Annotated in this window: 17 protein-coding genes; 6 read left to right on the top strand and 11 right to left on the bottom strand. The window is 69.2% G+C overall.

Features of this window, described 5'->3' with window-relative positions; genetic code table 11:
* Nucleotides 1-3 precede the first annotated feature (3 nt).
* Nucleotides 4-1,623, bottom strand: a complete 1,620-nt coding sequence (locus ACIOHP_RS36570; protein WP_401894121.1) for a phytoene desaturase family protein — start codon at nt 1,621-1,623, stop codon at nt 4-6.
* Nucleotides 1,616-2,113 (bottom strand): SRPBCC family protein, encoded by a 498-nt coding sequence (locus tag ACIOHP_RS36565; RefSeq protein ID WP_401894120.1) that lies wholly within the window; start codon nt 2,111-2,113, stop codon nt 1,616-1,618. Before ACIOHP_RS36565 ends, ACIOHP_RS36570 begins: the two co-directional genes overlap by 8 nt.
* A 246-nt stretch (nt 2,114-2,359) precedes the next feature.
* Between ACIOHP_RS36565 and ACIOHP_RS36560 the strand changes: the two genes are divergently transcribed.
* The gene (locus ACIOHP_RS36560) at nt 2,360-2,839 is read left to right on the top strand and encodes a hypothetical protein (protein WP_401894164.1); all 480 of its coding nucleotides are present in this window, start codon (nt 2,360-2,362) and stop codon (nt 2,837-2,839) included.
* Here the strand turns inward: ACIOHP_RS36560 and ACIOHP_RS36555 are convergent.
* Both ACIOHP_RS36555 and ACIOHP_RS36550 read right to left on the bottom strand, forming a co-directional pair.
* Nucleotides 2,819-3,118: a hypothetical protein gene (locus ACIOHP_RS36555; protein WP_401894118.1), complete on the bottom strand. Its 300-nt coding sequence runs from the start codon at nt 3,116-3,118 to the stop codon at nt 2,819-2,821. The two genes, ACIOHP_RS36560 and ACIOHP_RS36555, sit on opposite strands and share 21 nt — an antisense overlap.
* 199 nt (nt 3,119-3,317) lie before the next feature.
* Nucleotides 3,318-3,710: an ester cyclase gene (locus ACIOHP_RS36550; RefSeq protein ID WP_401894116.1), complete on the bottom strand. Its 393-nt coding sequence runs from the start codon at nt 3,708-3,710 to the stop codon at nt 3,318-3,320.
* Between the two features lie 126 nt (nt 3,711-3,836).
* Between ACIOHP_RS36550 and ACIOHP_RS36545 the strand changes: the two genes are divergently transcribed.
* Both ACIOHP_RS36545 and ACIOHP_RS36540 read left to right on the top strand, forming a co-directional pair.
* Nucleotides 3,837-4,415 (top strand): PadR family transcriptional regulator, encoded by a 579-nt coding sequence (locus tag ACIOHP_RS36545; RefSeq protein ID WP_401894115.1) that lies wholly within the window; start codon nt 3,837-3,839, stop codon nt 4,413-4,415.
* 23 nt (nt 4,416-4,438) lie between these two features.
* Nucleotides 4,439-5,422, top strand: a complete 984-nt coding sequence (locus tag ACIOHP_RS36540) for an NADPH:quinone reductase (RefSeq protein ID WP_401894114.1) — start codon at nt 4,439-4,441, stop codon at nt 5,420-5,422.
* A gap of 595 nt (nt 5,423-6,017) precedes the next feature.
* Here ACIOHP_RS36540 and ACIOHP_RS36535 read toward each other — a convergent pair.
* Together ACIOHP_RS36535 and ACIOHP_RS36530 are read right to left on the bottom strand one after the other, a co-directional pair.
* A complete protein-coding gene (locus ACIOHP_RS36535) occupies nt 6,018-7,514 on the bottom strand; it encodes a sensor histidine kinase (RefSeq protein ID WP_401894112.1) in 1,497 nt (498 codons plus the stop codon).
* Entirely contained in the window at nt 7,501-8,181 is a 681-nt protein-coding gene (locus ACIOHP_RS36530; protein ID WP_401894110.1) for a response regulator transcription factor, read from the bottom strand. The genes ACIOHP_RS36535 and ACIOHP_RS36530 overlap by 14 nt, the downstream gene beginning before the upstream one ends.
* A gap of 128 nt (nt 8,182-8,309) precedes the next feature.
* On the opposite strand from ACIOHP_RS36530, the gene ACIOHP_RS36525 reads away from it, so the two are divergent.
* A complete protein-coding gene (locus ACIOHP_RS36525; protein WP_401894109.1) occupies nt 8,310-9,836 on the top strand; it encodes a hypothetical protein in 1,527 nt (508 codons plus the stop codon).
* Between the two features lie 518 nt (nt 9,837-10,354).
* Here ACIOHP_RS36525 and ACIOHP_RS36520 read toward each other — a convergent pair.
* The 4 genes from ACIOHP_RS36520 to ACIOHP_RS36505 form a co-directional block, all read right to left on the bottom strand.
* Nucleotides 10,355-11,929, bottom strand: a complete 1,575-nt coding sequence (locus ACIOHP_RS36520; RefSeq protein WP_401894107.1) for a Na+/H+ antiporter — start codon at nt 11,927-11,929, stop codon at nt 10,355-10,357.
* A gap of 294 nt (nt 11,930-12,223) precedes the next feature.
* Nucleotides 12,224-12,499: an Atu4866 domain-containing protein gene (locus ACIOHP_RS36515; RefSeq protein ID WP_401894105.1), complete on the bottom strand. Its 276-nt coding sequence runs from the start codon at nt 12,497-12,499 to the stop codon at nt 12,224-12,226.
* 153 nt (nt 12,500-12,652) lie between these two features.
* Nucleotides 12,653-13,645 carry an NADP-dependent oxidoreductase gene (locus ACIOHP_RS36510; protein ID WP_401894103.1) on the bottom strand — a complete coding sequence of 331 codons (993 nt, stop codon included), beginning with the start codon at nt 13,643-13,645 and terminating at the stop codon, nt 12,653-12,655.
* A 183-nt stretch (nt 13,646-13,828) separates the two neighbouring features.
* A complete protein-coding gene (locus ACIOHP_RS36505; protein WP_401894102.1) occupies nt 13,829-14,395 on the bottom strand; it encodes a flavin reductase family protein in 567 nt (188 codons plus the stop codon).
* A 695-nt stretch (nt 14,396-15,090) separates the two neighbouring features.
* On the opposite strand from ACIOHP_RS36505, the gene ACIOHP_RS36500 reads away from it, so the two are divergent.
* A complete protein-coding gene (locus ACIOHP_RS36500; RefSeq protein ID WP_401894100.1) occupies nt 15,091-15,270 on the top strand; it encodes a hypothetical protein in 180 nt (59 codons plus the stop codon).
* A gap of 535 nt (nt 15,271-15,805) precedes the next feature.
* Here ACIOHP_RS36500 and ACIOHP_RS36495 read toward each other — a convergent pair.
* Entirely contained in the window at nt 15,806-16,681 is an 876-nt protein-coding gene (locus ACIOHP_RS36495) for a helix-turn-helix transcriptional regulator (RefSeq protein ID WP_361560988.1), read from the bottom strand.
* A gap of 246 nt (nt 16,682-16,927) precedes the next feature.
* On the opposite strand from ACIOHP_RS36495, the gene ACIOHP_RS36490 reads away from it, so the two are divergent.
* A complete protein-coding gene (locus ACIOHP_RS36490; RefSeq protein WP_401894099.1) occupies nt 16,928-17,803 on the top strand; it encodes a helix-turn-helix transcriptional regulator in 876 nt (291 codons plus the stop codon).
* The last annotated feature ends 17 nt before the right edge of the window (nt 17,804-17,820 follow it).

Here is a 17,820-nt window from a genome sequence, read left to right as displayed (position 1 = left end):
ACGTCAGCGGCCGGCTCCGGTGCGGTCGCGGCGGGTCAGCAGGCGTTGGGCGCGGGCCAGACCCGGTGGCCGGTGGCGATGCAGTACGGCCCGGGCGGCGTTGGCGCCCGGTGCGCCGTGGACGCCGCCGCCCGGGTGAGCCCCGGAGGAGGCCAGGAAGAGGCCCGGCACGGCGGTCTCGGGGCGCCCGGTGCCGGGGGCCGGGCGGAAGACGAGCTGCTGGTGGATCGCGGTCGTGCCTCCGTTGATGGCACCGCCGTGCAGATTGGCGTCGAGGGACTCGAGGGTGGGGGGCGCCAGGATCCGGCGGGCACGGACAAGGGAGCGGAAGCCGGGCGCGAAGCGTTCCACCTGGCGTTCGACCCGGTCGGCCATGAGTTCCTGGTCCTTGGTGTCCCAGCGGCCGGTGATGCCCTCGTCGCCGGCGTCGGCGCCGATCTCGTGGGGGATGTGGGTGTAGGCCCAGGCCGATTCGGTGCCCTGCGGGGAGCGGGTGGCGTCGGCGGTGGTCATCTGGCCGAACAGCAGGAAGGGCCGGTCCGGTACCTCCCGCATGGCGATCTGCGCGGCGAAACGAGTGAGCTCGTCCAGGCCGTCGGCAAGATGCACGGTGCCCGCCCGGGGCGCCTGCTCGGCCTGCCAGGGCACCGGGCCGTCCAGCGCCCAGTCCACCTTGAACGTGGCGAAGTCCCACTGAAAGCGACGCAGGTCCTCCTGAAGCTGCGCGGGCAGGTGCTCGGGGTCGAGGAGATCGCCGTACAGGGCGGGCACCGACACGTCCGCCAGCACCGCCCGGCGCGCCGCCACCGCGTCACCGGCCGCCGTCCGCACGCCGACGGCCCGCCCGCCGCGGACGACGATCCGCTCGACGCGCTGACCGCAGCGGATCCGCCCGCCCTGAGCCTCGAGGCGTCGGGCCAGGGCCTGGGTCAGGGCGCCGGAACCACCGACCGGGACGGGGAAGCCGTACGTCTGTCCCAGCATGGCCATCAGCCAGCCGAAGCCGCCGCTGCCCGCCGACTCCGGGGCGAGATCGGCGTGCAGGGCATTGCCGGCCAGCAGCAGCCGGCCGCCCTGGCCGCAAAACTCCTCCTCGCCCATGCGGCGTACCGGCAGGACCAGGGTGCGTGCCAGGCGCAGTCCCCCGGCGACCCGCAGCCGCCTGGCCAGCCGTGCCGTCGCGCGCACGGGCGGGAAGGGGGTGAACAGGGCGTCCAGGATGTCGGGGCGCAGAGACTCCCAGACGTCGTGCAGTCGCCGCCAGGAGGTCCCGTCGCCCGGCGCGAAGGCGTCGAGGGACGCGGCGGTGGTGTCGATGTCACGGTCCAGGAGGGCGCAGCTGCCGTCGGTGAGCGGGTGGGCGAGCACGCTGGGCGCGTGGCTCCAGCGCAGCCCGTACCGGTCCAGGCGCAGCGCGGTCAGCACCGGAGAGGCGGCCGCAAGCGGGTAGAAGGCGCTGAAGACGTCGCTGACGTAGGCGGGATCGACGCCGCGGTCGTGGCGGACGGCGCCGCCCGGCTCCGGCTGCTCCTCCAGCACTTCGACGCTCCATCCGGCGTCCGCGAGCAGGTTGGCGGCGACCAGGCCGTTGGGGCCCGCTCCGATCACCACGGCGTCAGGCATGCCCGGCTCCCGCCACGTCCTGCACCGACGCCTGACGCGGAGCCTCGCGGGTCTCTCGTTTCTCGTTCTCGCACAGCCGGGCCAGGCGGGCCAGCATGGTGCGGTGGCGCATCTGGATCAGCGCTTCGAAGCCGACGTTGTGCAGCCGGCCGCCCACGCCCTGCAGGGGGTGCTCGTCCACGATCACCAGGCAGTACTGGCCCCACGGCCGCAGTTCGATCGCGATGCGTGCGGTGCCCAGCGGTCCGGCGTGGGCCTCCAGCTCCAGGCCCTCGCCTTCCTCGCAGCGGCGTACGACTGTCTCGTTGACCAGCTTGAGCGGGCCGAGCGGGACCTGGAAGCGGATCGCCGCGTCCTGGTGCGGCCACTGCCCGCGTACCGGCTCGGAGTGGGAGGTTCCCACCACCCACTCCGCGTACCGGTGGCCGTCGGCGAGGACGGCCCACACAGCGCTTGGACTGACTTTGATGAGACGGTGACGAACGGCCACGGATACCTCCAAGGGACTGCCTGGACCGGGTTGCCCGTCGGCCGTGCCCCGAGTGCCCGAGCCTGGCGGGTCCAACCGGCACCCCCGGGACCGGGCCTTTCCCCGTGGTTTCCTGCTCGGATGTGTGATCGCCCGGCGCTCGGGGCCCCAAGGCCCGGATCGTCCTCGGGGTGGGCGGGTCAGGCCCCTCAGCAGTCGGTGCGGCCGCGGTCGGCACGGTCCGCAGGAAGTGGCCGTGTACGGCTCATGACTGCAGCAGTGCGTTGGCGGCGAGGAATCCGCTGGTGGCGCCTCGCTGCTTCAGGGCGACCGGCAGGCGGGTGCGGACCCCGCTCGGCTCCGGGCAGTCCGCGGATCGCCGACGAGCGCTACTCCGACGCCCTGCGCGGCGGGCGCACACCGAAGCCGACGAACCCGGCCGAGGCCCAGTTCTTGGCGATCGGACCTGGGGCGGCGGCCTGGAGGGTCGAAGCTGCGGCGACCGGCGTCCGCCGGATCAGGGCGAATATGGCCGACGCGGTCGCGCCCGCCAAGCTTTACGAGACCACTGACGTCGACCGCGCGCTGGGCACCGCGGCGACGCTCGGGCGGTTCGCCGACGGCGACCTGCTGTCGATCCTGGGCCACCAGGGCGAGCACCACGACCGCGGCGAGCCGTTCCGCCGCAGCGAGGACCACAGCCTGCAGCCGGGCACGTCCGCCTGGTCAGACCTTGGCTCGACCTGAGGCCTCTGGTTCCTCTTCGACGAGGCCGCCGGCGAAGGGAAAGGCCTCCAGGAACTCGCGCCGGCCCGGGTCCTGCTCGGCCTCGGCCAGGTCCGCGAGGACCTTCAGGAACCGGTCGCGCTGGTCCTGCGGCAGCCGCGTCAGCACCCAGCTCACGCTCTCCATCATCTTCACCGCGGAGTCGGGGTCGACCTCGTCGTCCTCGCAGCTGTCGAGGAACCAGACGATGTCGACGACCAGCCCGGCGAGGACGGGCACCAGCGGGTCCGTGTCAGTCATCCGGGCAACCTATCCGGCCCCCATGACAGCAACCCCACCACCTCGGCCGACGGGCACGCCACGTCGGCCCCGACCAGAAGGACAGCACCCGTTTCATGGACGACAGTCCTGCCCGACCGAAGCTGATCCGCGACAGCCAAGCGATCGGCGTGGAGGACCTGGCGGTAGGACGCCGACGCGCACCGGGTTGGCCAAGAGTTCACGGCGCCGGTACGGCACCGATCTGCTGCATCACCCCGAGGAGATCGGGCTGGCCGCGTTCGCCGACGATCCGGCCGTCGGCCAGGTAGTAGAAGTTCATGGCCTGCACCGAGATCTTGTTGCCGCTCGCCGGGATCCCGAAGAATTCACCGTCGTGGGTTCCCCGCATGGTGAACCGCGCGGCCACGGTGTCGCCTTCGGTGACCGTCTCCTCCAGCGTCCACTGGACGTCGGGGAAGGCGCTGCGCATCATCCCGATGACGTCCATGTACCCATCGGGCCCCCGCAGTGGTTCCGGGTGGCTTGGCGCGTGGAACACCGCGTCCGGAGAAATGACCTCGCGGGCGAGATCCTCATTGGCCGTGTTGATGAACTCGACGAAACGATTCATCACTGACTCGGTGGACTGCGATGACATCTTGCTGTGCCTCTCCGGAGATGTCTGTGCGGATACCTGCGAGCGTAACATCGAAACGATGTACGCATCGATTCGATGTACGCGTGCGAAGATGGATTCATGCTGGAACTCGCGATACTCGGCTTCCTCACCGAGGGACCCCTGCCTGGACACGAGCTACGCCGCCGCGTCTCACAACTGACCGGCTACACGCGGCCGGTCAGTGACGGCAGCCTGTATCCGGCCATCAAGCGTCTGACCAGAGCGGACTTCATCGAGCGGCGCGCCGACCCGGCCGCGGGGGCGGCCCGGTACGTGCTCAGCTTGACCGCGGCCGGACGGGCCGAAATGCTTCAACGCCTACGCAAGCCCGCCGACCACGAGATCACCGACTTCACCCGGTTCTACGTCGTCCTGGCCTTCCTCTCCCACCTGCCCGATGTGGCCGAGCAACACGCGGTGCTGCGCAGACGCCTGGAGTTCCTGGAAGAACCGGCGAGCTTCTTCTACGACAACGAGCGGCCCCTGCGTGCCGAGGAGATCGCCGACCCCTACCGGCGGGGCATGCTGCTCACCGCCCGCGCCACCAGCCGCGCCGAACGGACCTGGCTGCGCGAGACCCTCGGGGAGGAACCGCCCGCGTGCAACACCGCATGCACCGACAGCGATCCGCATGCGCCCGCCGCTCCCGCGAACTGACTGTCCACGGAGGTACCACCCCCATGCTTGCATCCTGGTACGACGCCCAAGGCTCCGCCGCCGACGTCCTGCACGTCGGTGAACTCCCTGATCCTGTCCCCGGCCCCGGCGAGGTCCGCGTCCGTGTCACCGTCTCGGGCATCAACCCCGGCGACACCAAGAAACGGCGCGGTTGGCTCGGCTCGTCCATGCCCTATCCACGGGTGATCCCGCACAGCGACGCCGCCGGAGTCATCGACGCCGTGGGCGCCCAGGTCGACGCCCGCCGCGTCGGACAGCGGGTCTGGGTATACGGCGCCCAGTCCTACCGCCCCTTCGGCACCGCCGCCCAGTACACCGTCGTACCTGACCACCAAGCCGTACCGCTGCCCGACCACCTCAGTGACGAGTTGGGGGCGAGCCTCGGCATCCCCGGCATCACCGCCCACCGCACCGTCTTCGCCGACGGCCCGGTCGACGGCCAACTGGTTCTGGTCCACGGTGTTCTCGGCGGCGTCGGCTCTCTGGCCGCCCAGCTCGCCCACTGGGCCGGCGCCACCGTGATCGCCACCGTCCGCCGCACCGCGGACCTCGACCGCGTCGACCCGGCCGTCGTCTCCCACTCCGTCGCCCTGGACACTGGCGACCCCGCCGGTGCCATCCGCGCGTACGCGCCGCGGGGCGTCGACCGGATCATCGAGGTCGCGCTGTCCGACAACGCTGATCTCGACAACGCCGTCGCCGCCAACAACGCCGTCATCGCCGCCTACGCGACTCGCTCGGACCGCACCGAGATCCCCTTCTGGCCTCTGCTGTTCAACAACGTCACCCTGCGGCTGCTCGGCAGCGACGACTTCCCCGCCGAGGCCAAGCGCCAGGCCGCCCGCGACCTCACCTCCGCCGCCGCCGTCGGTGCCCTCACCGTCGCCGTCGGCGACCGTCAGCCGCTGGACGACATCGCCAAGGCCCACGACCGCGTCGACACCGGCGGTGGCCACGGCCGCATCCTGCTCACCATCCCCCAATAGCGCAGACCCGGAACACGGCCCTGCTCAACTGCCTAGCCCTACCGGGCGACCCGTCCCGCTGCCACGTAGTCGGACCAGTTCCCGCCAACCAGGGTGGTCCAGCATTCGGCTGTCTTGGAGTGGATGCCAAGCAGGTCGGCTGACGGCCTCGCCGAGCGTGGCTGGTGATATCCATCCGGGGCACCTCCGTACAAGATCGGCAGAACGCGACCTACGGTCACGGGGGTTGCATGGGTGGGTGGGGTCATGCTCGTGCTGGTCGGCGGCGGCTGCCTGCGGACGGGCCGGCCGGGTGGACCACTTCACGTCGGGGCGGACCCGGGTCAGTACGCGCCAGTTCTTCAGGCTGCTTCTTCGCGGGCGGCAGCTTCTTTCCCTTGGACTTCTTGCAGCCGCTGATGTCCGCCGGGTCGCCGCTGTCGTCGTGGCGGCAGGCAGTCATTTCCGAGCCGCGCGCGAGTCGGGTGGAGGAGGTCCACAACAGCCGGGCTCAGCCAGGTGGCAGGCGAAGTAGATGATCGTTTCTGCGGCAGTGGCGGTGGGCGTGGTCACCTGATGGTCTTCCGGTTCCCGAGGGCTGCCGCGGCGAAGCGCGTCATCTCCCGGCCGGAGTGGGGGCTCGGGGAAGGCGTAGCTGGAAGCATGCTCCGAGGGTTTGGGGGGTGAGGGCGAGAGTGCCTCGGTGGCGGTGAGCCAGGTCGCGGGCGATGGCGAGACCCAGACCGGTGCCGCCCTGGTCGCGGGAGCGGGCGTCGTCGAGCCGCACGAAGCGTTCGAAGATGCGCTCGGCGTCCTCGGCGGGCACGCCCGGTCCGTCGTCATGCACTGTCAGGACGACCCAGGCGTCCTCGTTGCGGACGGTGATCTGGACGCGGTGTGCGGCGTGGCGGGCGGCGTTGTCGATGAGGTTGCGCAGCAGCCGTTCGTATTCGTCGGGGTTTCCGTGTGCGTGTGCGGGGGTGCTGCTGGCGCAGGTGAGGGTCAACAGTCGTTCGGGGAGGGGGTATTGCTCGGTCAGCCGGGAGGCGAGGGCTGTCAGGTCGACGGTTTCGGGGCTGATCATAGGGGTGCGGGTGTCGAGGCGGGCGAGGAGCAGCAGGTCTTCGGCGAGGGCTTGGAGGCGGCGGGTCTGTCGTGCGGCGGTGGTGGCCGCGGCAGGCCAATCCGTGCGTTCGGGGTAGGCCAGCGCGACTTCCAGGCTGGCCAGCAGTGTGGTGAGGGGGCTGCGTAGCTCGTGGGCGGCGTCCGCGACGAAGCGGCGTTGCTGGGCGGCGGCGTCGTCGAGTCGCTGGAGGGTGCTGTTGATGGTGGTGGCCAGGGCGGTGATCTCGTGTCCCGTGGCGGGGACGGTGACGCGTTCGCGGGGATCGCTCGCGGTGACCGAGGCGGTGAGGACGCGGATGGCTTCGACCGGCCGCAGCGCGATACGGACGGTGAAGTAGGCGATGGCGGCGATCAGCACAAGGCCGACGAGAGCGGCCCGCAGCAGCAGGTCGTCGGTGGTGCTGACGATCTCCTCGGCTGTGTCCGGAAGCACCACCACATAGGCCCGCAGCGTGGCGTCGACGGTGACGCCCAGAGCGGCGGCCTTGTCCTTGCCCAGTTCACCGGCCCAGATGTCTTTGTACAAGACCAAGTAGGTCTTGCCTGCCAAGTCGTATCCGTACGCAGGGTGATAGTCGCGACGCTCCGGTATACGGAGGGGCCGCATCGCATAGCCCCAGCCGTCACCGTCATCCGGTGTCGGGGCGGAGAGCGCGGGTGGGGCGGGCAGCACATGGCGGGCGCGGGGATCGAAGTCCTGCATGGCTCCGCCGGAGGCGACAGCGGCGGGTCGGCCCGTCGCGACGACCTCGTACGGCGCGGCGCTTCGGGGACCGGGAACCGAACCATCCCTCAACTGATCTACGAGAGCGGCGAGATTCCGCTCGGCACGCTCTTCGGCGATGGCCATGCTCTCGCGGTACACCTCCTGGTGCACCCACCAGCCGATGCCGACCAGCACGACGGCCGCGGCCAGGGCGGCGGCCAGGGCCGTGCGGACGCGTACCGAACGCGGCCACCAACGGCGCCGCGGCTCAGTCGCGTTCACGGTCGTCCACCAGCCGGTAACCGGTACCCCGTACGGTCTGCAGGGACTGCCGGTGGAACGCGGCGTCCACCTTCTTGCGCAGCGCGCTGACACGCGCCTCCACCAGGTTGGGATCCCAGGCTTCGTCGGGCCACGCGTGATAGAGCAGGTCCGCTTTGGAGACCGCCTGGCCCGCCCGGCGGGCCAGCAGCTCCAGCACGGCGAACTCCCGGGGCGTGAGTTCCACCCGGACCCCGGCCCGGCGGCACACCCGGCCGGCGACATCCAACGAGAGATCGCCCACGGCAAGGACAGGCGGGGCGACCGTGGCGGCGCGTCTGACCAAGGCCCGCAGCCGTGCGACGAGCACCATGTAGGAGAAGGGTTTGGCCAGGTAGTCGTCAGCCCCCGTGTCCAGGGCCTCTGCCTGATCCCAGTCCCCGTCCTTGGCGGTGAGTACCAGGATGGGGGTCGCGTTGCCCTCCCGGCGCAGTTGGGCGCAGACCTTGTAGCCGTTGAGTCCGGGCAGCATCAAGTCCAGTACGACAAGGGCGTATTCGCCGGTTCGCGCCATCCACAGCCCCTGCCGGCCGTCATGGGCGAGGTCGACGCTGTAGCCCTCGGCGGTCAGACCGGTGTGCAGAGTGTGGGCAAGGTCCACCTCGTCTTCGACCACCAGAATGCGCATGTGGTGCAGCCTCGCACAGTGCCGGCCCGCCTTCCTGATCGGCCGGTCAGGTTGGATCAGCAACCGGTCAACGAGGTCCGGGCACGGTGGCGGAATGTCATCGCCACTGCTGAAAGGCCCTGTCGCCGATGTCCGTTGATGAACGCGCCCCCACCGTGGCCAGGACGGATTCCTCTCCCGTACCCGCCCGTCGACCAAGAGCGAGGCCGACCAAATCCGTTGTCGTCATCGCGCCCTTGGCGCTGACCATCACTCTGGGGCTCTGGGGTATCCGCAGGCAGAACACGATGTGGGGAGACGAGTCCGTCACCTACCAGCTCGCACACCGCGATCTTTCACAGATATGGCACACCGCTCAGCACATTGATCTGGTCCATACCCTCTACTACGCCGTGATGCATGAGATCTTCGACCTCTTCGGCCCAGGGCTGCTGACATTGCGTCTGCCGTCTGTGCTGGCGATGTCCACCGCGGCGAGCGGAGTCGGGCTGCTGGCGCTACGCCTGGCGGGACCCCGTGCCGGGCTACTGGCCGGGCTGGTGTTTCCACTCCTCCCCCAGGTCCAGAAATACGCGCAGGAAGGCCGCTCGTACGCCATGGTGTGTGCCCTGGTCACCTGGGCCACCTACGCGCTCGTGGTGAGCGTCCCGTATCGCACCCGGTGGCGGTGGGCGGTCTACGGCTCCACCATGCTGCTGGCCTGTCTGCTCCATGAGTTCGCGGTCCTCGCCCTGGTCGCACACGGCGTCACACTGGCCGTCTCCCGAGTTCCACGACCGGTGCTGAGAGCGTGGAGCGTGGCTGCCGTGGGCGTAGTGGCCGGGCTGTTGCCGCTGGCGATCTACAGTGCGGGGCAGTCGGGGCAGGTGTCCTGGATCGACGGACCCGTGCGGCTTCGCTACCTCCTGATCGTGGCGGTCGTAGGCATGGCGTGTGCCCGAGCACCCCTGGGAGCGAGGGGGCCCGTGCGGCTTTCCGCACTGGCTGTGCCGATTCTTGTGCTTCCAGGGCTTCTGCTGCTGACCGCCTCACTGGTCAAGCCCCTTTTCGTCGACCGGTACGTGGTCTACAGCAACATCGGAATCGCCTTGCTGCTGGGCGCCTGGATGGACTACTTCCACCGGCGGCAGCGGTCTTCCCACATCGCGTGGATCGCGGCGGTTGCCGTACTGGCCGCGCTCGTGCCACCGAGCCTGTCGCTGAGGACGCCCCAGAGCCGGAGCAATGACGCCACTGCCATCGGCGCCGCCGTACGCAAGAAGGGCCATCCCGGCGACGGGCTGCTCTATCTCGTCGGCCAGCACCGGATCTTGACCGCAGCCAACCCCGAGGACACCCGTCTCCTGACAGATCTCGCCCTGGCACAGGACCCCGCCTCGTCCAACACACTTGCAGGTGTCGAGCTGCCCGCCCAGGAAATAGCAGCACGCATGCTGGAGTTCGACCGGATCGTCGCGGTCCGCGCGACGGGTGCGCACTCGCCGGCCAACCCGCGGGAGGAAGCGAAAACAAGCACCCTGCGGCGCCACTTCCGCGAGTGCAGAACAATCCACGTCAGCGGGGCGCGCATCACCGTCTATGTCCGAGACCACGGTCATGTCCCGCGAGGTGGTGCGATCCAGGCACCTGTTTCGGTTGGGTGCGGCTCCTTGTGAGTGAGCTTGTGAGGCAGGCTCTGAGTTCGTAGCGGTGCTCAATCCGCGAGCGCAGTACGGCGATCTCCTCCCGTGCGGCAGCCTCCCGCCGATCGAGCTCCTCCGACCACGAACGGCAACGGCGCACGGCATTTACCACTGCTTGAGAAGCTGCACCCAGCTGGATGCAGCTACAGCCGATCACTGGCTTGTGCTGTCGGGGGAGTTGCCGTTCGCAGGGCTCGGCTGACCACGTGCTGGGCGTCTGTCACGTAGAGCGTGGACTGGGCCCGTGTGTCCCACGCCAGGCGGTAACGGCACTCGACCGGCTTCCCGGCCGCGACCCCGCTTCCCAGGTGGTCCCGGACTTCGCCGATGCCCTCATCTGTGGTCGGGCCTCAGCTACGAGGAGAGGAACACGGGCGTGGTCTCACGGCAGCCGTTGGAGACGAGGTAGACGGTCGGGTCGATGGCGGTGAGGTAGGCGTACGCCGCCGCCTCGGTGATCGCTGCCTGATCCCGTCGAAGCCGGCTCGTGTTCAGAACTCGACCGGGTCGTCCTGGGAGTCAGCCGTCCGGGACAGGCGGAGCTCTTCGACGTCGAGCATGTGTTGGACCTGGCGATGCACCGCGTCGTCGATCCGGCCGGTATCGCGCAGCTCGCCCAAGACATCGCGCTTGACGCCGAGCAGGGCCAGTTCCAAACGGCGCAGACGATCTGCGGCTTCGGTGTCGGCAGGAACGTCCGTCTGCTCGCGGATCTGTTGTGCGACGCGTCCGGCGGTGTCCTGCGTGACGCTGTGCCGGACGGCAAGACCTGGCAGGTCGGCAAGTGCTCTACGAGTGAGGTGGGTGCGGGCGAGGGCGACTTCGTCCGCCCGGTCGGCGTCCTCGGGGTAGCGGGCCCGGCGCACCACGGTGGGCAGGGTCGGCCCCATGACGGTCAGGGACACGACGATCACCACGACCGTAATGAACACGACGGCGTCCCGCTGCTGCACGATCCGCCCGTCCTCGGCCACGGCGGGGATCGTGAGCGCCGCGGCCAGGGAGATCGCCCCGCGCATCCCGGCCCACGCCAGGGGCAGGCGTTGCGCGGCGGTGATACGCCGGGTCCGCTGCTGCGCACGGCGGTCCATCAGCCGGACGAGGTACGGGACGGTGTAGAACCACACCAGACGGGTCCCGAAGACGACCGTGCTGATGACGACGGCGGCCTTGGTGGCCTGGACGAGGGAGACCGAGCTGAGTGCCGTCACCGCAGACGGGAGCTGGATGCCCACCAGGACGAACAGGGCGCTGTTGAGGAGATGACTGGCCACCTGCCAGAAAGCCACGGCCTGGACGCGTGCCTGCGGGCCGATGACGCGCGGGCCCACCCGCATGGTGACAAGTCCACAGGTGACCACGGCGAGGACGCCGGAGACGTGCAGGAGTTCGGCGGGCAGGAAGGCGAGGAAGGGAGTGGCGACGCTGAGAACGCTGTGCAGCAGGGGGTCGGGCAGGCGCCTCCGCACAGCGAGCAGGAGCACGGCCACTGCCCCACCGACGAGCACTCCGCCGGCGTAGGACCCGGCGAAGTCCAGGATCACCGCGCCCCACGAGAAGGACGTGCGGTCGATGACGACTTCGACGGCGACGGCCAGCAGGACGAGTGCGGTGCCGTCATTCAGGAGGCTCTCGGTCCGCAGCACCGTGCGGATGCGGCGCGGCATGGCTGTCGCGACGGCGGCCACCGCGGCGGCGTCGGTGGGTGCCAGGACTGCGCCGAGCACGAAGGCGATCGGCCAGGTGTAGCCGAGCGTATGTGCCGCCAGGGCGACAGCCGCCGCAGTGGCGATGACCAGAGCGGTGGACTGCAGGGCGATACTGCGCAGGTTGCTGCGGATCTCCCGCACCGACGAGGTCAGTGCCTCCCAGTACAGCAACGCCGGCAAGAACAGCAGCAGGACGACTTCGGGCGCGAGCGACAGGGAATCGAAAGGCGGTGTCAGGCCGATGAGGCCTCCGGCTGCGAGGAGCAGGAGAGGCTCGCTGATGCCCGTGCGTCGTGCCAGCCATCCCATCAAAAGGATGGCCGTGCCGATCACGACCACCAGTTCCAGGCTTGCCATGTACGGGGTTTCCTTCCATGCGGGCCGTGACCTCGCGGTGGGCCGGTGCCGGGGCGAGAGGGGGACGCCTGCACGTCCTGCCGGGACCGGCAGTCGGTCACGCGTGCCCGCAGGCGCCGCGATGACTGGGGCGTGTCCTGGATGGATCGTCAGGCCGCTCGTGTGGCGCGGGCGTGTCCGCAGGCCGTCGTCCGGTCGTGACGGACGCGGACACGTCGGCCGATCGCCGTGGGACCCGGCGGCGCGATCGAAGGCGTCGGTGGGTGCCTGCGTCGGGGGCAGGCACCCACCGGGTCACTTCGCTCCGGCGGTCGGCTGCGCGCTGTCCTCGCGGTAAAGGACGAGATACTCGTGGTAAAGGACGCCGTCGCGGACGTCACCGGTGGCGGTGAAGCCGGTGTCGTCGACGTAGTCGATGTGGTTGCCGGTGACGCTGTAGCTGCCGGTGTAGGCGCTCTGGCGGTTCCCACGGGCTTCGTCGTAGCGGCCGTTGGCGAGAAGTTCCTGGCGGATGTGGCCGTCGGCGGTGACCCACATGCCGACGTAGGGGTGAGGTGCGGTGGTGTTCATGCCTCTACGGTCGCCTGTCGGACGAGAGACAACCAGGTCACGGATTTCCTGGGAGTTCCGCACCCACCCTGTCCTCCGTTCGTGCGTGCCGAGCTGGACGGATCTGCTCCACGGAGGCCGGCCGCGGCGCGTGGCAGCGACCGTCCGGCCAGGTCAGAGGATATCCGGGGCGCCTGCCGGCGCTTCGGCGCGCAACTGCTGGGCCAGGGCGGCGCGTTCCTCCTCGGCGACCAGACTGAGCACGATCTTGCCGCGAGTATGCCGTTGCTGGACGTGCCGGTAGGCATCCTGGACCTGTTCCAGTGGGTAGATTCTGCTGATCGGCACGACCAGCAGCCCCTTGGCCACCAGGGAGGCGAGTTCGGCGACGACCTGCGGCGAGAAGGCGTCTTCCTGGGCTTCGTGGCGTACTCCGTAGCGGGCTACGGCGCGGCCGTCGGCGATGGTGTTGATGCGGTGGGGCGCGACGCCCAGCGCGATCGCCGCATCGACATTGCCCTGGCCGAAGGTGTCGATGAAGGCGTCGATGCCACCGGGGGCGGCGGCGCGCAACCGGTCGGTGAGTCCGGGCCCGTGCTGGACGGGGATGACGTCGAGCGAGCGCAGGAAGTCGGCGTTGTCGGGACCTGCGGTGCCGATGACGGTCGCGCCGCGCAGCCGGGCCAGCTGCGCGGCCAGTGAGCCGACCCCGCCGGCCGCAGCGGAGACCACGACGGTGTCCGTTGCCCCCACGCCCACCGCGTTGACCGCGGCCCAGGCCGTCACGCCGACCGCGGAGAGGGGGGCCGCCGTCTCGAAGCTGATGTCACTCGGCTTGAGAGTCAGCAGTCGGGCAGGGGAAACGACGTAGTCGGCCTGCGCGGCGCGCGGGAGGTAACCGATGACCTCGTCGCCGACGCTGAAGTCAGCGACACCTGTGCCGAGGTCGGCGACCCAGCCGGCGAAGTCGTTGCCCTGGCCTTCGGGGAACGCTGCCGGCCACATGTCCGCGAACACCCCCTGCCGGATGCCGGCTTCACCCGGGTTGACGGGAGCGACCGCCACTCGCACCAGGACCTCGCCCGGTCCGGGCACCGGTCGCGGGACCTGCGCGATCTCCAGGACCTCGGGTCCGCCGTAGCGCGAGAACTTCACTGCTCTGGGCATGGTCGACTCCTTTGTGGTGGGCGGGCGCGGTGCGACCACCGCGAGCCAGCCTACCCATTTGTTGATGCATCAACAATACTGAAGGGCCGGAGGTCGGCGACGGCGTCGGGCCCGGGCCTGCGGCCATGCGATGCAGTGCAGCGGGCACCGCCATGACCTCATGAGGAAGTGCCACTTGCGCCGTCACAGGAGGTACTGCCATTTGGTCATCCGGTACTTCAGATCGATGACCTCCCCGTCCACCGAGAAGGTGCCGTCGCCGCGATGGTGCAGCAGCCGCGGCTGCGGTTGCGAGGGATCCGTCCACGCCCTGACCGGCTCCAGCAGGAACAGGTGGTAAGCGGCCACCAAGCCGGCATCCGCGACCCTGCACTCAATATTGGCGTAGCACTCCCCCACCAGGGGCGCTTGCACCTTCTCCCCGGCCAGTGCGGTCAGGCCGAACTCCTGGAACTTGTCGGTGTCGGCACCAGAGGAGTTCCCGATGTCGACCACCGTCCGGGCCATCTCGGCCGTCGGGACCGAGATGACGCACTCCCCGGTCTCCACCAGAGCCCGGTAGGAGTGGTCCCACGGGCCGACGGTGCAGCCGATCAGTGCCGGCTCGTGGCGGACCATCATGTTGAAACCGTTGGTCATCACGTTCGGCACGCCGCGGTGCCGAGTGGTGATCAGGATGACCGGTCCAGGCTCGATGAGCCGGTGGACCTGGTCCAGAGGGCGGGTCTGAAGATCTCGAACAGTGATCATGTCTGCTCCGTGACTCCTCGGGATGACGCGCGATCCGGTACGGAGGCCGACGCGCGGTGCCTGTGATCTCGAGTGTGAGCAGGCAGGCTCATCGGGTGAAGGCAGCGTTCTTCCTGGGTGCGAGGGGGCCAGGGTCCCCTCGAGCGTGCGGCCGGCCCCGATGGAGTCGAGGACCGGCCGGCAGGAGGCGGCTGGTGCTGGATTCCTCTCTTGCCGGGTATCAGTCCTCGTGGCGGGGTGGTTCGGTACGCGGATCGTGTCCCACGCAATGGTGTAGAGATGTGGAGTTCGAGACTCCGCAGGTCATGGCTGCGGTGAACGGGAAGCGTTGCCCAGATCGGCGTCAACCGCTGAGTGCAGCGTCGGGAGCGGAGCCTGGCTCTCGTGCGCCAGGCAGTGATGAGCAGCATCCGGACCCAAACGGCCGGGCTCTCCACACCACTTGGCGGGACACCACCGGTACGCGGGCGGATGCTGGGCGGTGGTGTCACGGGCACTGCCGCGCCGTGGCGAGAACGAGGAGAGACTCGTGCTTCGACAGTCGCGAGCGCGCAAGGCGCCGGGCGATCTGATGATGCGGGCCACGCATGGTCGAGCTGAGCTGGTCCGGGCAGCGAGTCCCGGCTGTCGCGGACGAGTTGAGGTGAAGCCCCAAGACAGTCCGCCGCTGGTTGTACCGCTTCAATCGTTCAGGCTTGGACGGGATCGAAGACCTGGGCCGCCAGGGTCGCAAACGGCGGATCACCGAAGCCGAACGCTCCAGGATCATCAGCCTGGTCAGACAGTCGGGGGCTGGCCGACTGACCGTGCAGGAGGACAGCGAGCTGGCCGACGCGGATCAGCCCGGCCGCCAAAGCGGACCCTTGACGCGCTGACCTCCGAGGCCAACCGACTGGTCATAGGGATTGGCCGCAGCCAGGTCCGCCGGATCCTGCCGGCCGAGGGGTGTCGCCTGCGCCCATGAGCTAGGACCGGCGATCCCCCCGCACGTTCCCGCCGGCGCCGGACGCGGCATCGGGTCCAAAGTCGACTACATCCGTGGGCCAGAGACGACCTGGGTCGACGGCGCTATGGGTATGCGGGACATACACAAGGGCACCATGACTGCCTTCTCCCGCAGCAGGACCTTCTACCAGCACTCTCTTCCGAGGCAGCCAACCTCGCCGGTGACATCTATGTCGTCACCGACACCCTGTCCTCACACCCTTCCAGGAAGGCTGGTGGCACATCTTCCGCAGGGTCTCCCTCGCCGGACAGCCCTTCGCAGGCCCACCCGAGATCGAGCAAGCCACCCCCCTCGCAACAACCCACCCCAACAACCGCGCCGGGCCCTGGATATGAGGAAGACCCGCGCCTTCAACCCGCTTCCTACGGCGACGGCACGTTCTCACCGTTCGTAGGAATCCGGCACTAAAGCTCGTTCACCGCAAGGCCGGGCGTGAGTTCAGCAGCGGTCGCCCGCTTGGGGGCGGTGGCCGCGGCCCGGAGCTTCTCGAAGGCGGCCGCGGTGGGGCTGGCGGGCTCGGCCTGATAGACCACCAACTGCTGGTGCGGAGCTCCGTTGACGGTGAACGCCGCGAACTTGATGTGCAGATCGCCGACCTCAGGATGCCGCAGGTGCTTGCCCTCCTGGGACTTGCTCTTCACCTCGTGCATCCGCCAGATCTCGGCGAACTCCTCGCTCAGCAGAGACAGTTCCTCGACGACCTCGGCGATCCGTTCCGATTCGGGGTCGTAGCCGTAGGCGGCACGGATCTCAGCGACGCAGGAGTGGGCGGCTCGATCCCATTCCTGGTAGAAGTCGCGCCCCGCCGGATCGGCGAAGACCATGCGCGCGAGGTTGTCGAACTGGTCGAACCCGCTATGAAGGGCCGTGGCCAGGGAGTTGCCGGCCAACACGTCGAGTGCGGGGCCGAGGACGAAGGCAGGGGTGTGCTCCCAGCCGTCCATCAGTTCCAGCAACTGTCGACTGACCTGCTCCTGACTGCCCCAGCCGCGCGGACGCTGCGAAGCGGCCAGACACAAGCGGTTGAGATGGTCGGTGGCCTCCTCGTTCAGCTTCAGCGCTTGTGCCACCGCATCGACGACCTGGGGCGACGGGCTGGACTCCCGGCCCTGCTCCAGCCTGATGTAGTAATCCGAACTCACCCCCGCCAGCAGCGCGACCTCTTCCCGGCGCAGCCCCCGGACTCGACGGCGTCCGTGCTCAGGCAGACCGACGTCATGAGGCTTCAAGGCCTCGCGGCGGGCCCTGAGGAAATCACCCAACGGCGTCCCATTGCTCATGCCGGTCACACTAGTCGCTTTCCCACCTTTTACAGGTGTCCAGCATGTAATATGGCATCTCGTCGCGCGCCCCTTACGTTGAGTAGCTAGCTGTCTTGATCACTGGGATTTCCCAGATCATCGCCGCAGCCGTCGTGGGGCATCCCCTACCGCCGCCCTCCGCGCATGGAGGCCCTTCATTCCTGGGTGTAATGCACCCACCGTCCGCAGATCCTTCTTCGGCTTTTTCGCCCTAGCCTCGACGGTATGGACAACGACACGCCCCCTGACACAGTGGAAAGACTGGGTCAGTTCCTCCGCGCCCGCCGGGAACACCTCAGCCCCACGGACACAGGCCTGCCCCATACCGGCCGTCGGAGGGTGCCCGGCTTGCGCCGCGACGAGGTCGCCGCTTTGGCAGGGGTCAGTTCGAGCTACTACACGCGGCTCGAGCAGGGCCGCGAACTGGCTCCCTCCCGACGCGTGCTGGACGCCGTGGCCCGAGTGCTGCAGCTGGGAGAGGACGACGTCCGCCGACTGTACAGCCTGGCCCAGCCGGCCGGCCGACGGACCAAGTCCCCTGCCCGCGTCGAACGCGTCCTTCCCCACCTGCGGCAACTGATCGAAAGTTGGACCAAGACCCCGGCCTTCGTCATCGGCCATGCGCAGGACATCCTGGCCACCAACCCGTTGGCCGATGCTCTCTACGCGGATTTCGCCCAGCACGACAACGTCCTGCGCATGCTCTTCCTCGATCCGGCGGCACGCACCTTCTACCGCAGCCCCGAGCGGGCCAAGACGCGTGCCGTCGCCGACCTGCAGCAAAGCGCCGCGAGCACCCCCGACGACCCCCGCGTCCTCGAGCTGGTCGGCGAACTGTCGGTCCGCAACAGCGAGTTCCGTACGCTGTGGGCGCGTGAGTACGCCAGGGTCCCCCCTTACGAGGTGAAGCAGCTGCACCACTCCGCGGTGGGGAACATCGAACTGCGCCACGAAGCCCTCAACATTCGCAGCTCGCCGGGGCAGCAGCTGATCATTCTCCAGGCCGATCCGCGCTCTCCCTCGGCGGATGCCCTGGCGCTGCTGGGGTCCATGACCGCGCCGGCCCTCCCTCATCAGCAAGAACCCGCCTCCGACACCTGACTCGACGCGGAGCCGCA

This window comes from Streptomyces sp. NPDC087859 (assembly GCF_044742595.1).
Classification (GTDB): domain Bacteria; phylum Actinomycetota; class Actinomycetes; order Streptomycetales; family Streptomycetaceae; genus Streptomyces; species Streptomyces canus_F.
This window is presented reverse-complemented; position numbering and strand designations above follow the sequence as displayed.

Excerpts from the sequence above, each read along its gene's own strand:
- ACIOHP_RS36530 (WP_401894110.1), bottom strand. The coding sequence starts at position 8,181 with ATGCGCATTCTGGTGGTCGAAGACGAGGTGGACCTTGCCCACACTCTG.
- ACIOHP_RS36570 (WP_401894121.1), bottom strand. The coding sequence starts at position 1,623 with ATGCCTGACGCCGTGGTGATCGGAGCGGGCCCCAACGGCCTGGTCGCC.
- ACIOHP_RS36510 (WP_401894103.1), bottom strand. The coding sequence starts at position 13,645 with ATGCCCAGAGCAGTGAAGTTCTCGCGCTACGGCGGACCCGAGGTCCTG.
- ACIOHP_RS36550 (WP_401894116.1), bottom strand. The coding sequence starts at position 3,710 with ATGAATCGTTTCGTCGAGTTCATCAACACGGCCAATGAGGATCTCGCC.
- ACIOHP_RS36545 (WP_401894115.1), top strand. The coding sequence starts at position 3,837 with ATGCTGGAACTCGCGATACTCGGCTTCCTCACCGAGGGACCCCTGCCT.
- ACIOHP_RS36540 (WP_401894114.1), top strand. The coding sequence starts at position 4,439 with ATGCTTGCATCCTGGTACGACGCCCAAGGCTCCGCCGCCGACGTCCTG.
- ACIOHP_RS36525 (WP_401894109.1), top strand. The coding sequence starts at position 8,310 with ATGTCCGTTGATGAACGCGCCCCCACCGTGGCCAGGACGGATTCCTCT.
- ACIOHP_RS36560 (WP_401894164.1), top strand. The coding sequence starts at position 2,360 with ATGACTGCAGCAGTGCGTTGGCGGCGAGGAATCCGCTGGTGGCGCCTC.
- ACIOHP_RS36520 (WP_401894107.1), bottom strand. The coding sequence starts at position 11,929 with ATGGCAAGCCTGGAACTGGTGGTCGTGATCGGCACGGCCATCCTTTTG.
- ACIOHP_RS36495 (WP_361560988.1), bottom strand. The coding sequence starts at position 16,681 with ATGAGCAATGGGACGCCGTTGGGTGATTTCCTCAGGGCCCGCCGCGAG.
- ACIOHP_RS36555 (WP_401894118.1), bottom strand. The coding sequence starts at position 3,118 with ATGACTGACACGGACCCGCTGGTGCCCGTCCTCGCCGGGCTGGTCGTC.
- ACIOHP_RS36490 (WP_401894099.1), top strand. The coding sequence starts at position 16,928 with ATGGACAACGACACGCCCCCTGACACAGTGGAAAGACTGGGTCAGTTC.
- ACIOHP_RS36515 (WP_401894105.1), bottom strand. The coding sequence starts at position 12,499 with ATGAACACCACCGCACCTCACCCCTACGTCGGCATGTGGGTCACCGCC.
- ACIOHP_RS36505 (WP_401894102.1), bottom strand. The coding sequence starts at position 14,395 with ATGATCACTGTTCGAGATCTTCAGACCCGCCCTCTGGACCAGGTCCAC.